This window comes from Bradyrhizobium lablabi, from assembly GCF_018129385.1.
Taxonomy (GTDB): domain Bacteria; phylum Pseudomonadota; class Alphaproteobacteria; order Rhizobiales; family Xanthobacteraceae; genus Bradyrhizobium; species Bradyrhizobium lablabi_C.
Map to the genome: position 1 here is coordinate 1 of NZ_JAFCLN010000019.1, position 13347 is coordinate 13347.

Here is a 13347-nt window from a genome sequence, read left to right on the forward strand (position 1 = left end):
CTCACGCGTTGCCCACAGGGTCCACGGCCTCAACAACAACAGACCAGAACGAAACCCGAATTGTGTTACCTATGTCGCCGGTCTAAACTGTTACCTATGTCGCCGGTTGCGCAGCGCCGGGCGGGGGTTGCGCACGGCAGTGCGCGAACGAAGCACTTTGCCTCACCCAGCCCGAAGCAGCATCGCCGATCGATTCCATTTCTCGCGCACTGCCGTGCGCGTAACCCCGCCCAGCGCTTCGCGCCACCCGGCCCACAAGGGGGGCGGGATAGAAACAAACATCGCGAATTCATTAACCCCCCGGTAACCATCCTCCTCCACCAATGGGACAGACCTCTGCCCATTGGGGACATCCATGATCTCCCGCGAAGAACGCACGCCGCTGTCTGAATGGTGGTGGACCGTCGACAAGCCGCTCTTGGCCGCGATCATCGCGTTGATGTTGACCGGGGTCATCCTGTCGCTGGCGGCGAGCCCGCCGGTGGCGACTCGCATCGGACTTGATCCCTTCCACTTCTTCAGCCGGCACGTGATGTTCCTGGCCCCGGCGCTGATCGTGCTGATCGGCGTCTCCTTCCTCCCGCCGCGGCAGATCCGCCGCGCGGCGCTCTTGGTGTTTGTGCTCAGTATCATCCTGATCGTGGCGACGCTGCTGTTCGGACCCGAGGTAAAAGGCTCGCGGCGCTGGATCACGATCATTGGCGTCAATATCCAGGCCTCGGAATCGGCAAAGCCTGCCTTCGTCGTGATGGCGGCATGGCTGTTTGCGGAATCCACCAAGCGCCCCGAGATGCCCGCGACCACGATGGCGCTGACCATGCTGCTGATGCTGGTCGCGCTATTGGTGATGGAGCCGGATTTCGGCCAGACCATGCTGATCCTGATGGTGTGGGGCGCGCTGTTCTTCATCGCCGGCATGCGGATGATCTGGGTACTGGGCCTGGCGGGCGCCGCCGCGGCCGGCCTGTTCAGCGCCTATCTGTTCGTGCCGCATGTCGCCGGCCGCATCAAACGCTTCATGAACCCGGCCTCCGGCGACACCTTTCAGGTCGACATGGCGATGGAAGCCTTTTCCAACGGCGGCTGGTTCGGGCTCGGGCCGGGCGAGGGCATCGCCAAGCGCAGCCTGCCGGACAGCCACACCGATTTCGTGTTCGCGGTGGCCGCGGAAGAATTCGGCATTATCCTGTGCCTGATGCTGTTGGCGCTCTATGCCTTCATCGTGATCCGCACGCTGAGCCGCGCTTATGCCAATGAGGACATGTTCGCGCGCTTTGCCGCCTCGGGCCTTGCGATCCTGTTCGGCGTGCAGGGCGCCATCAACATGGCGGTCAATTTGCAGCTCATCCCCGCCAAGGGCATGACGCTGCCGTTCATTTCCTACGGTGGCTCCTCCATCATCTCGCTCGCCTACGGCGTCGGCATGATGCTGGCGCTGACCCGGCTGCGGCCGCGCACCGAGGTGGAGTCGAGCAACGACGCCGTGGCGGCGCGCGGGTATGCGTGAGGCTCGACAGCCTCTCCTCGTCATTGCGAGGAGCGAAGCGACGAAGCAATCCATTCTTTCCCCGTGCGGTTAAATGGATTGCTTCGCTTCGCTCGCAATGACGGGTATAAGCTGGTCGGCATGGCTGAAAAACCCCTCATCCTCCTCGCCGCGGGCGGCACCGGCGGTCATCTGTTTCCCGCCGAAGCGCTTGGTGTCGAATTGATCAAGCGCGGATTTCGCGTGCGGCTGGCGACCGACTCGCGCGCGGTGCGCTACAGCGGATTGTTTTCCCGCGACATGATCGACGTGGTGCCGAGCGAGACCGTGCGCAGCCGCAATCCAATTTCATTGGCGCGCACCGCTGTCATGCTCGGCTATGGCGGCCTGGTCGCGTTCAACCTTGTACGCCGCCTGAAACCCGCGGCCGTGGTCGGTTTTGGCGGCTATCCGACGCTGCCGCCGCTGATGGCCGCAAAACTGCTCGGCGTGCCCGGCATCATCCACGACGCCAACGCGGTGCTCGGCCGCGCCAATCGTTTCCTGTCGACGCGCGTCAATGCGATCGCGACATCGCTGCCCGGCGTGCTCGACCGCGATCCTGCGCTGGCGGGCAAGGCAACGACCGTCGGCACGCCGATGCGGCCAGCGATCCTCGAAGCCGCCGCGGTGAATTACGCCTCGCCCGAGCCGAATGGCGAGTTGCGGCTGCTGGTCGTCGGCGGCAGCCAGGGCGCGCGCGTGATGAGCGACATCGTGCCGCCGGCGGTCGAGAAGCTCGATTCCGCGCTGTGGGGCCGCCTCGCGCTGACGCAGCAGGTACGCGAAGAGGACATGGCGCGCGTGCGCGCGATCTATGACCGGCTCAAGATCAAGGCCGAGCTCGCGCCGTTCTTTTCGGATCTGCCGGCGCGGTTGGCATCGACCCATCTGGTGATCTCGCGCTCCGGCGCGGGCACCGTTGCCGAGCTCGCCGCGATCGGCCGACCCTCGATCCTGGTGCCGCTGCCGGGCGCGATCGATCAGGACCAGTTCGCCAATGCCGGCGTGCTCTCGCAGGCCAATGGCGCGGTGCGGATCCGGCAGGCGGAATTCACCCCGGACTGGCTGGCCGGCGAAATCGCGGCCTTTGCCGCCGAGCCGGCACGGTTGACCGCGATGGCCGCCAATGCGCGAAAAGTCGGCCGGCTCGATGCCGCCGAGCGGCTGGCCGATCTGGTAACGAAAGTCGCCGGAATCTGACGCCTACGTCATTCCGGGGCGATGCGAAGCATCGAACCCGGAATCTCGAGATTCCGGGTTCGCACTTCGTGCGCCCCGGAATGACGAAAAGTCGGCGTTTTTCATCGTTCTGCCGTCATGGCCGGGCTTGTCCCGGCCATCCACGTCTTTCATAAGTCGGTCGGAAGACGTGGATGCCCGGGACAAGCCCGGGCATGACGGAAGGTAAATTCAGCATGCGACTGCCGCGCGAGATCGGACCCATTCATTTCATCGGGATCGGCGGCATCGGCATGAGCGGCATCGCCGAAGTCCTCAACAATCTCGGCTACACCGTGCAGGGCTCGGATGCTGCGGACGGCTACAACCTCGATCGGCTGCGCAAGAATGGCGTGGCGGTCAGCGTCGGCCACAAGGCCGAGAACATCGCGGGCGCCGCCGTCGTCGTCGTCTCGACTGCCATCAAGCGCGACAATCCGGAACTGACGGCAGCGCGTGAGCAGCGCATTCCGGTGGTGCGCCGCGCTGAGATGCTGGCTGAGTTGATGCGGCTGAAAAGCTGCGTCGCCATTGCCGGCACCCATGGCAAGACCACGACCACCACGATGGTCGCAACGCTGCTCGATGCCGGCGGTCTCGACCCCACCGTGGTCAATGGCGGCATCATCAACGCCTATGGTTCCAATGCCCGCATGGGCGCCGGCGACTGGATGGTGGTGGAGGCCGACGAGAGCGACGGCACGTTCCTGAAACTGCCGTCCGATGTCGTCATCGTCACCAATATCGACCCGGAACATCTCGATCACTTCAAGACGTTCGAGGCGATCCAGGACGCCTTCCGCCATTTCGTCGAGAGCGTGCCGTTCTACGGCTTTGCCGTGATGTGCACCGATCATCCGGTGGTCCAAAACCTCGTCGGCAAGGTCGAGGATCGCCGCATCGTCACTTATGGCCAGAATCCGCAGGCTGACGTGCAACTGACGGATCTGGTGCCGATGGGCGGCGGCTCGAAATTCAAGGTTATGATCCGCGACCGCAAGAGCGGTGCTGTCAGCGAGATTTCGGACATCATGCTGCCGATGCCGGGACGGCACAATGCGTCGAATGCGACGGCGGCGATCGCGGTAGCGCACGAACTCGGCGTGTCCGATGATGTGATCCGCAAGGCGCTTGCAGGTTTTGGCGGAGTGAAGCGGCGCTTCACCCGCACCGGCGAATGGAACGGCGTCACCGTGATCGACGATTATGGCCACCATCCGGTGGAGATATCAGCGGTGCTGAGGGCAGGGCGGGAATCCACCGACGGCCGGATCATCGCCGTGGTGCAACCGCATCGTTATACGCGGCTGCAATCGCTGTTCGAGGAATTTTGCACCTGCTTCAACGACGCCGACGCGGTCGTGGTCGCGGACGTCTATCCCGCGGGCGAGACGCCGATCCCGGGCATCGACCGCGATCATTTCGTCGCCGGCCTGCGCGCCCATGGCCATCGCGAGGTTGTTCCGTTGCCCAATGCCGGAGAGCTGGCCAGGATCGTGCGCGATCTCGCGAAGAGCGGCGACCTCGTCGTCTGCCTCGGCGCCGGCAACATCACGCAATGGGCCTACGCGCTGCCCGGCGAACTGAAGGCATTGGGGTGAGCGTGCCGACATTTCCCGATATCACTCCGGACCTCAAGGCCGCCATGCCGCAACTGCGCGGGCGGCTGCTGGCAAACCAGTCGCTGGCGGAACTGACCTGGTTTCGCGTCGGCGGTCCGGCGCAAGTGCTGTTCACGCCGGCGGATGAAGACGATCTCGCCGATTTCTTAAAGCACCTTCCGAAGGAGCTTTCGGTCTACGTCGTCGGCGTCGGCTCCAATCTGATCGTGCGCGATGGCGGCATGCCTGGCGTGGTGATCCGCCTTGCGCCACGTGCGTTCGGCGAGGCGACGGCCGATGGCGACGTCGTCAGCGCCGGTGCTGCCGCGCTCGACAAGCGGGTGGCGGAGACGGCGGCGGCAGCGAACATCGGTGGGCTGGAATTCTTCTTCGGCATTCCCGGCACCATCGGCGGCGCGCTGCGGATGAATGCGGGCGCCAATGGCAGCGAGACCAAGGATGTGCTCATCGAGGCGACCGGCATCGGCCGCGACGGCACGAAGCATGCCTTCACCAATACCGACATGAAATTCGTCTATCGCAATTCCGGCGTCGATCCTTCCATCATCTTCACCTCGGCGCGGTTTCGCGGCGCGATCAAATCGCCTGAAGCCATTCGCGCGCGGATGAACGAGGTGCAGACTCACCGCGAAACCGCTCAACCGATTCGCGAAAAGACCGGCGGCTCGACCTTCAAGAATCCGCCCGGCAACAGCGCCTGGAAACTGATCGATGCCGCCGGCTGCCGGGGCCTGCGCGTCGGCGGCGCGCAGGTGTCGGAAATGCACTGCAACTTTTTGATCAACACCGGCAATGCTACCGGGCATGATATTGAAACGCTGGGTGAAACCGTGCGCGAGCGAGTTAAAGCAAATTCCGGAATCGAGCTACACTGGGAGATCAAGCGGATCGGGATTCCATTGTAGTCATTCCGGGGCGCGCGCAGCGCGAACCCGGAATCTCGAGGTTGTTGAGCGATGGATTCCGGGTCTGGTCCTTCGGACCATCCCGGAATGACGAAAGCGAGCTATTTGATGCGCAATACCATCTTCTTCGGCGGCACCAACAAGGAGCGGCTGGTCTCCGTCGCCTCGGCGCAAGCGCTGTGCGAGGCGCTGCCGGACGCCGACCTCTGGTTCTGGGACATCGCTGACACCGTGCATGAGGTGAAGCAGGCAGCACTGCTCGGACATCAGCGTCCATTCGAAGATGAGTTCAAGCCGGAAAGCCGCGGTGTGCCGCTGGCGCAGGCGCTCGATCGCGCCAAGGCTGAGAGCCGCGTGCTCGTGCTCGGACTGCACGGGGGCAGGGCGGAGAATGGCGAGTTGCAGGTGATGTGCGAGATCCGCGGCATCCCTTTCACCGGATCGGGTGCTGCTTCTTCGCATCTTGCGTTCGACAAGTCCGCGGCCAAACGCTTTGCCGCCATCGGCGGCGTGGCATCGCCATCGGGCATCGATCTCGACAATCTGGATGAAGCGTTTGCGGAATACGGCAAGCTGATCGCAAAGCCGGTCAAGGACGGATCGAGCTACGGCCTGATCTACGTCGTCGCCAAGCAGGACCTCGTCGCCGTCCGCAATGCGGCGAAGACGGAAGAATATCTGATCGAGCCCTTCATCTCAGGCACCGAGGCGACCTGCGGCGTGCTGGAGCAGTCGGACGGCAAGATGTTTTCGCTGCCGCCGATCGAGATCGTCGCGGCCGAAGGGCGGTTTGACTACACCGCAAAATATCTTTTGAAGTCGACGCAGGAGATTTGCCCCGGCCGCTTCACGCCGGAAGTGACGGCGCAATTGCAGGACCTCGCCGTGAAGGCGCATCGCGCGCTGTCATGCTCCGGCTATACGCGGTCGGACTTCATCATTTCAGAGAAGGGGCCGATTTATCTGGAAACCAACACCCTGCCGGGCCTGACCAAAGCCTCGCTCATTCCAAAGATGCTGAAGGCCCAGGGCATCGAATTTACCGATTTCCTGCACGACCAGATCGCGCTGGCCGTCAAGCGCACGCAGAAATAGCGGAAGCCCGCACCGGACCCGCAGCCCTGCGGGTTCCACGGAACGCGACGTTAATGCGGCAAACCCCTCACACAACGCATCAAATCGGCGTCTGCACCTAACCGATTTACCTTTTGTTTACCTCGAAGACCGAAGGTTAACGCTGGCGGCGCATGTGGTGTTTGGGCTGCCGGGGCGTGAGCTGTTGCGGATTTCCGCCTCTAGCGACCGCATCGAGGGGAAGCTTCATCTGCGTGAGGCCATTCTTCAGCCCGGCATGACCGAGACGTCATTTGTGCCAGAACCCGCAAGACGTTGCGGGCAACATTTGACGAGTTCGTGCCATGGATGGTGCCGGACGCCTCGCCCGATCGCTGAGGCCCCAAGCTGACCTGAAGGCGGCCGCCATTGGCGCGGTCGTGCTGCTGCGCGAGTATCTGGGCCTGCGCACCTCGCGCGTGAAGAAAAACACCATCGAGCGTGAGGCGCCGAATCGCATCGTCGCCTGGATCGAGCGCCATCTGCCGCGCCGTTTCGGCCTCACCGCCACCGTCCTGATCCTGCTCGGCAGCGCCGGTCTCGGCGTGGTCAAGGGCGGTCATATCGAGGAATTTTCGGCGTTCCTCAGCGATACCCGCAACGCGTTCGCCAATTCGGCCGGCTTCCGAATCGCCTCGGTCGCCATCAACGGCCGCAAGCAGTTGAGCCAGGACGAGGTGCTCGGCATCGGCGGCATCAGCGGCCGCTCGTCGCTGCTGTTCCTCGATGCCGTCGCGGTGCGCGACAAGCTGAAGGCCAATCCGTGGATTGCGGACGCCACGGTGCTGAAATTCTATCCCGGCCATCTCCAGATCGACATCGTGGAGCGCACGGCATTTGCGCTGTGGCAGCAGGGCGGCCGGCTCGCGGTGATTGCCGACGACGGCGCGGTGCTGGAGCCCTATGTATCGCGCCGCTTCGTCACGCTGCCGCTGGTGGTCGGCAAGGGCGCCGAGACCCGCGCTCGCGATTTCCTCGCGCTGCTGGCGCGCTATCCGCAGGTGCACTCGGTGACGAAAGCCGCGATCTTCGTCGGCGAGCGGCGCTGGAATCTGCGGCTGAAGGACGGCCTCGATATCCGCCTGCCGGAGAACGACGTCGGCAACGCGCTCGCCGCCCTCAGCAAGCTGGACAAGGAAGACAGGCTGTTCTCGCGCGACATCGTCGCGATCGACATGCGCCTGCCGGACCGGTTGACGGTGCAATTGTCCGAGGACGCCGCCAAGGCGCGCGAAGAGCTGTTCAAGGACAAGAAGAAGAAAAAGGCCGGTGACTCAGCATGAGCGGCCTCGATCGCACCCAGACCCCGAAGACGCGGCCGATGCCCAAGCGCACCGCGCTGGTGGCTTCGCTCGACATCGGCACCAGCAAGATCGCCTGCATGATCGCGCGGCTCAAGCCTTGCCCGCCCAACGAGGCACTGCGCGGCCGAACCCATGCCGTCGAGCTGATCGGCTACAGCCAGATCCAGTCGCGCGGCATGAAGGCCGGCGCGGTGGTCGACCTTGCCGAATGCGAGCAGGCGGTTCGCCAGGCCGTCGCGCTGGCCGAGAAGATGGCGAAGGTTCGCGTCGAATCCGTTTTGCTGTCGGTGGCGGGCGGCCGCCTTCAGGGCCAGCTCGTTGAAGCCGCCGCCGACATCAGGGGCGGCTCGGTCACAGCAGCCGACGTCACCCGGGTGACCTCGACCGGCATGCGCCACGCCACCGGCGAGGGCCGCACCGTGCTGCATGCGCTGCCGGTCGGCTATTCCGTCGATGGCGTGAAAGGCGTTCGCGACCCGCGGGGCATGGTGGCCCGGCAGTTCGGTATCGACATGCACGTCGTCACGTCGGATGCCGCGGTGGCGCGCAACCTGATGCTGGTGGTCGAGCGCTGCCATCTCAACGTCGAGGCCATGGCGGCGAGTCCTTATGTCGCAGGGCTTTCGGTTTTGACCGATGACGAGGCCGATCTTGGCGCCGCTGTGGTCGAAATGGGGGCGGGCTCGACCACGATTGCGACTTATTCGGGTGGACGCTTTGTCCATGCCAGTGGTTTTGCGGTAGGCGGGCAACACATCACGATGGATTTGGCCCGTGGAATCTCGGCCTGCATTGCAGATGCCGAGCGAATCAAGACGTTATATGGCACGGTGCTGACCGGCGGGTCTGACGCGCGCGAGTTGATGTCTGTACCGACTGCGGGTGAAGAACGGGACGCTCCGCAGATCGTATCCCGCGCCACGATCGCGAATATCGTCCGGCATCGTGCCGAGGAGATTTTTGAGATGGTGAGGGACCGCTTGGCGGATTCCCCCTTTGCAGCGGAACCGAGGGCGCGAGTCGTCCTGAGCGGTGGGGCTGCGCAACTGACCGGTTTTCCCGAACTCGCCACCCGCATCCTGAACCGGCCGGTGCGCATCGGCCGCCCGCTCGGCTTCGGCCGGTTGCCCAACGAAGCCAAGAGCGCCTCCTTCGCCGTGCCGACGGGACTCTTGGTCTATCCGCAATACGCTCATCTCGAACATGTCGAACCGCGGCATACGCGGCAGATCAAGACAGGGACTGACGGTTACTTCGGAAAGGTCGGACGATGGCTTCGCGAGGGCTTCTGATGACCGATGTTCAATTTATTTCACCAAATCCCGCGGCCGCCGGCCCCGGCGAACCAACGCGCGCGTAGCTACGAGAGGCAACCATGGCACTCAACATCACTCCTCCTGACATCAGCGAGCTGAAACCGCGGATTACCGTCTTCGGCGTCGGCGGAGCGGGCGGCAACGCCGTCAACAACATGATCACCGCCGGGTTGCAGGGCGTCGACTTCGTCGTCGCCAACACCGACGCGCAGGCGCTGACGATGTCGAAGTCGCAGCGGATCATCCAGATGGGCACGCAGGTCACCCAGGGCCTCGGCGCAGGCTCGCAGCCGGATGTCGGTGCGGCCGCCGCGGAAGAGGTGATCGACGAGATCCGCGACCATCTCTCCGGCGCCAACATGGTGTTCGTCACCGCCGGCATGGGCGGCGGCACCGGCACCGGCGCAGCCCCCGTGATCGCCAAGGCCGCGCGCGACATGAACATCCTCACCGTCGGCGTGGTGACCAAGCCCTTCCACTTCGAGGGCCAGCGCCGCATGCGCACTGCGGAATCCGGCATCTCCGAGCTGCACAAGGTGGTCGACACGCTGCTGATCATCCCAAACCAGAACCTGTTCCGGGTCGCCAACGAGAAGACCACCTTCGCCGACGCTTTCGCGATGGCTGACCAGGTGCTCTATTCGGGCGTTGCCTGCATCACCGACCTGATGGTGAAGGAAGGCCTGATCAATCTCGACTTCGCCGACGTCCGCGCCGTGATGCGTGAGATGGGCAAGGCGATGATGGGCACCGGCGAAGCCACCGGCGAGAAGCGCGCGCTGACCGCGGCGGAAGCCGCGATCGCCAACCCGCTGATCGACGATTCCTCGATGAAGGGTGCGCGCGGCCTCTTGATCTCGATCACCGGCGGCAAGGATCTGACGCTGTTCGAGGTCGACGAAGCCGCAACGCGGATTCGCGAAGAGGTCGATCAGGACGCCAATATCATCGTCGGCGCCACTTTCGACGAAAGTCTCGACGGCGTGATTCGCGTCTCCGTCGTCGCCACCGGCATCGAGCAGGCCGCCGTTGCCCGCTCGCTGAGCGGGGCCGCGACCGCAGCGGCGCCTGCACCGGCGCCCGCCGCTCCGTCGCCGGAGAATCGTCTGGCCGACCTGACCGCCCGGCTGCGTGCTGACAACGCCCGTCTCGCCGAGCGCGCCCAGAAGCTCGAAGCCGCCCCGGCGCAATCTGCCGCTGCACCCGCCGCCGCGCCGGCACCTCAGCGCGCGCCGAACACGGTCGAGCGCGCGGCGCTGGCGGCAATTGCTGCCGCCGTTGCCCCTGAAGCGCCGGCGCCCGCCGCTCCCTTGCAGCCGGCCTCCTATGGCGACGTCACCGTCCGCCCGATCGCGCAAAAGCCGTCGCTGTTCCCGGATCCCAAGGAAACCACCCGGGTCGAAACCGCCGAGGCCCCGCCGGCCGAAACCTTCATCCCGCAGGCTGCGGAGCGTCCGCCGTCCCGCGCCCCGCGCATGCCGAAGTTCGAGGACCTGCCGATGCCGGCCCAGGCCGAGATTCGCCAAGCCCGTGGCGAATCGGCGGAGGAGGAACCGCCTCACAAGAAGCTGTCGCTGCTCCAGCGCCTCGCCAATGTCGGCCTCGGCCGCCGCGATGAGGAAACCGAGCCGCCGATCGCGGCGCGGGCTTCCGGTCCGGCGATGGCCCCGCTGCCGCCGCTGCCCGAACGCAAGCCGGCCCGCACGGTGGCCCAGCAAATGGCGGCCAATGAGCCGGTATCGGAATATGCCCGTCGGCCTGCGCCGCAGGGATTGGACGTCCATGGCCGCCCGGCACCTGTTGCGCCGGCGCCACAGGGCGACGACCATCTTGATATCCCCGCCTTCCTGCGCCGTCAGGCCAACTGACTTTTGTTACAATCCGCGGACGGAATAAGGCCCCGGCTGGACCCGCCGGGGCCTTTTTCTTGGGCGTCGGGCTCAGCCGCGGCCGGTGACGCAACCGTCTGATTCTAAATGATTAATTATTCATTCCGTGCTCAAATAAGTACGCCGGAGAGGGCTTCGGCATTGCCGCAATTTGGTTAAGACTTGGCACGAATGCGGCACAGATGGGGTAACAATCGGTAAAAAAGCGTGAGTTGGCGCGCTTTGGGGCAGTGACTATGGTTTGCCTCGACTTGGGGATGCTTGAAGAGCGAATCGGCCGTTTCGGGGTTTGGCCAGTTCCATCTTTGAGTTAAGTCGGGTAGTGGGCAGTTCCGATGAAATTCAACCGTCAATCTACGCTTCGGTCGCAAGCCACCGTGACGGGCGTTGGTGTGCATTCCGGCCAGCCGGTCAGCCTTACGGTGGGACCTGCACCTGTCGATGCAGGTTTTATTTTTGTCCGCACCGGACTTGAGGGCGCTGACCGTGAGGTCCAGGCGACGGTCGAATCGGTGATTGCGACCGAATTTGCAACTGTCCTCGGCGATAGCGACGGACCGCTGGTTTCCACGGCGGAACATGTGCTGGCGGCCCTGCGCGGCATGGGCGTCGACAATGCCACCATCGAAATCGATGGCCCCGAAGTTCCGATCATGGACGGCAGTGCGGCGGCCTTCGTCGCGGCAATCGATCAGGCCGGTATCGTGAGCCAGCCGGCGCTTCGCCGCTTTATCCAGGTTTTGAAGCCTGTGCGCGTTGCAGTCGGCGACTCCTTCGGCGAGTTCCGGCCCTATGCCGGTGGCTTCCGCGCCGAGGTCGAGATCGATTTCGTCAATCCCGTCATCGGCAAGCAGCGCTATGCGCTGGAGCTCAGCCCTGAGCGCTTCCGTCGCGAGGTCAGCCGCGCCCGCACCTTCGGCTTCCTGAACGAGTTTGCGCGCCTCTCCAGCGCCGGCTTCGCGCTCGGCTCCTCCTTCGAGAATACCGTGGTGTTCGATGACGAGCGCCTGCTCAACACCGAGGGCCTGCGCTACGCCGATGAATGCGCCCGCCACAAGGTGTTGGACGTCATCGGCGATCTGGCGCTGGCCGGCCTGCCGCTGCTTGGCAGCTTCCGCTCGGTGCGCGGCGGCCACAAGCTCAACCACTCGGTGCTCACCGCGCTGATCTCCGACCGCAGCGCCTGGCGTGTGGTCGAGGGAGAGGCGGTACGCCGTGGCCGCGTTCCCGTCGAGGCGGGCAGCGGGATGGTCGCCGGCATGATCGCGCCCGCTTACGGTCCGGACGTGTCCTGAAAGCGCGATATCGCGCTGCCTGGAGCCATTTTCCCTAGTAACCACAACCGGTAACGATCGTGACTGGCCGCCTTAATCCGGGCGGATTGGCTTCCTATTCGGTTGGTGAGGTAAGCTTTTTCGGTTAGAACGGGCTCGCGGTCGCGCGGGTTAAGAGCGCTACGGACAGGGCGATCATTGCGACCATGACGGGGTCATGGCGTGGGCACCGCATCACAGGCGTCAGGTCTTAATTTCATGTCGGCACAGCGTATGGCGCTTCGTAAATATCAGGCTCGCCTCTCCGGGTTTCGGCGGCCGCTGCGGCTGGCTGCCGGTCTGATCGTGCTTGCCGTCCCCATGGGCGGATGCAGCTCCGGCTCGTTGTGGGACAAGTTCACCCAGAAGGACGAGACCTTCGTCGAGGAGCCCGCGGACAAGCTCTACAATGAGGGCTTGTACCTGATGAACCAGCGCAAGGACATGAAGGCGGCCTCGAAGAAGTTCGAGGAGGTCGATCGTCAGCATCCCTATTCCGACTGGGCCCGCAAATCGCTGCTGATGTCGGCCTATTCCTTCTATCAGGCCGGCGACTACGACAGCTGCATTGGCGCGGCCACCCGCTACGTCACGCTGCATCCCGGCAGCCCCGATGCGGCCTACGCGCAATACCTGATCGCGGCTTCGCATTACGACCAGATCCCGGATACCACGCGCGACCAGGGTCGCACCGAGAAGGCGATCAACTCGCTGGAAGAGGTGATTCGCAAATATCCGACCTCGGAATACGCCAACGCCGCCAAGGCCAAGCTCGAGGGCGCGCGCGACCAGCTCGCCGGCCGCGAGATGAATGTCGGCCGCTACTACCTGGAAAAGCGCGACTTCACCCCCGCGATCAACCGCTTCAAGACCGTGGTGACGCAGTATCAGACCACGCGCCATGTCGAGGAGGCGCTGTACCGCCTGACCGAGTCCTATATGGCGATCGGCATCGTCGGCGAGGCGCAGACGGCGGCAGCCGTGCTTGGCCACAATTTTCCTGACAGCCGCTGGTACAAGGACGCCTATAATCTTGTAAAGTCCGGCGGTCTCGAGCCGAGCGAGAACAAGGGCTCCTATATTTCCAGGGCCTTTCAGAAGATCGGTCTCGGTTCCCTGGGCTCGAGTCGCGGTTAGGA

The 13347-nt window shown here is 64.3% G+C and carries 10 protein-coding genes; all 10 read left to right on the forward strand.

The features are described 5' to 3' along the window. Nucleotides 1-355 precede the first annotated feature (355 nt). The 10 genes from ftsW to JQ628_RS27505 all read left to right on the forward strand — a co-directional run bounded on the left by ftsW (nucleotide 356) and on the right by JQ628_RS27505 (nucleotide 13345). Entirely contained in the window at nucleotides 356-1507 is a 1152-nt protein-coding gene (ftsW, locus tag JQ628_RS27460) for a putative lipid II flippase FtsW (RefSeq protein WP_212227526.1), read from the forward strand. A 120-nt stretch (nucleotides 1508-1627) separates the two neighbouring features. Then, nucleotides 1628-2728 carry an undecaprenyldiphospho-muramoylpentapeptide beta-N-acetylglucosaminyltransferase gene (gene murG, locus JQ628_RS27465; protein ID WP_212227529.1) on the forward strand — a complete coding sequence of 367 codons (1101 nt, stop codon included), beginning with the start codon at nucleotides 1628-1630 and terminating at the stop codon, nucleotides 2726-2728. A 215-nt stretch (nucleotides 2729-2943) separates the two neighbouring features. After that, a complete protein-coding gene (murC, locus tag JQ628_RS27470) occupies nucleotides 2944-4347 on the forward strand; it encodes a UDP-N-acetylmuramate--L-alanine ligase (RefSeq protein ID WP_212227816.1) in 1404 nt (467 codons plus the stop codon). Next, nucleotides 4305-5273, forward strand: coding sequence for a UDP-N-acetylmuramate dehydrogenase (gene murB / locus JQ628_RS27475; RefSeq protein WP_212227531.1), 969 nt, complete (start codon nucleotides 4305-4307; stop codon nucleotides 5271-5273). Before murC ends, murB begins: the two co-directional genes overlap by 43 nt. 108 nt (nucleotides 5274-5381) lie before the next feature. Continuing rightward, nucleotides 5382-6368 carry a D-alanine--D-alanine ligase family protein gene (locus tag JQ628_RS27480; RefSeq protein WP_212227533.1) on the forward strand — a complete coding sequence of 329 codons (987 nt, stop codon included), beginning with the start codon at nucleotides 5382-5384 and terminating at the stop codon, nucleotides 6366-6368. A gap of 323 nt (nucleotides 6369-6691) precedes the next feature. After that, nucleotides 6692-7669 carry a cell division protein FtsQ/DivIB gene (locus JQ628_RS27485; RefSeq protein WP_212227535.1) on the forward strand — a complete coding sequence of 326 codons (978 nt, stop codon included), beginning with the start codon at nucleotides 6692-6694 and terminating at the stop codon, nucleotides 7667-7669. After that, a complete protein-coding gene (gene ftsA, locus JQ628_RS27490) occupies nucleotides 7666-8982 on the forward strand; it encodes a cell division protein FtsA (protein ID WP_212227537.1) in 1317 nt (438 codons plus the stop codon). Before JQ628_RS27485 ends, ftsA begins: the two co-directional genes overlap by 4 nt. Nucleotides 8983-9065: 83 nt before the next feature. Next, nucleotides 9066-10874 carry a cell division protein FtsZ gene (gene ftsZ, locus JQ628_RS27495; protein ID WP_212227539.1) on the forward strand — a complete coding sequence of 603 codons (1809 nt, stop codon included), beginning with the start codon at nucleotides 9066-9068 and terminating at the stop codon, nucleotides 10872-10874. 356 nt (nucleotides 10875-11230) lie between these two features. Beyond that, nucleotides 11231-12190: a UDP-3-O-acyl-N-acetylglucosamine deacetylase gene (gene lpxC / locus JQ628_RS27500; protein ID WP_212227541.1), complete on the forward strand. Its 960-nt coding sequence runs from the start codon at nucleotides 11231-11233 to the stop codon at nucleotides 12188-12190. A gap of 237 nt (nucleotides 12191-12427) precedes the next feature. Beyond that, complete coding sequence (locus JQ628_RS27505) at nucleotides 12428-13345, forward strand: outer membrane protein assembly factor BamD (RefSeq protein WP_212227543.1); 918 nt, start codon at nucleotides 12428-12430, stop codon at nucleotides 13343-13345. Nucleotides 13346-13347: the final 2 nt, after the last annotated feature.

Bases quoted from the DNA above. Each gene is read 5' to 3' on its own strand.
- ftsW (WP_212227526.1), top strand. From the start codon at position 356: ATGATCTCCCGCGAAGAACGCACGCCGCTGTCTGAATGGTGGTGGACC.
- murG (WP_212227529.1), top strand. From the start codon at position 1,628: ATGGCTGAAAAACCCCTCATCCTCCTCGCCGCGGGCGGCACCGGCGGT.
- murC (WP_212227816.1), top strand. From the start codon at position 2,944: ATGCGACTGCCGCGCGAGATCGGACCCATTCATTTCATCGGGATCGGC.
- murB (WP_212227531.1), top strand. From the start codon at position 4,305: ATGGGCCTACGCGCTGCCCGGCGAACTGAAGGCATTGGGGTGAGCGTG.
- JQ628_RS27480 (WP_212227533.1), top strand. From the start codon at position 5,382: ATGCGCAATACCATCTTCTTCGGCGGCACCAACAAGGAGCGGCTGGTC.
- JQ628_RS27485 (WP_212227535.1), top strand. From the start codon at position 6,692: ATGGATGGTGCCGGACGCCTCGCCCGATCGCTGAGGCCCCAAGCTGAC.
- ftsA (WP_212227537.1), top strand. From the start codon at position 7,666: ATGAGCGGCCTCGATCGCACCCAGACCCCGAAGACGCGGCCGATGCCC.
- ftsZ (WP_212227539.1), top strand. From the start codon at position 9,066: ATGGCACTCAACATCACTCCTCCTGACATCAGCGAGCTGAAACCGCGG.
- lpxC (WP_212227541.1), top strand. From the start codon at position 11,231: ATGAAATTCAACCGTCAATCTACGCTTCGGTCGCAAGCCACCGTGACG.
- JQ628_RS27505 (WP_212227543.1), top strand. From the start codon at position 12,428: ATGTCGGCACAGCGTATGGCGCTTCGTAAATATCAGGCTCGCCTCTCC.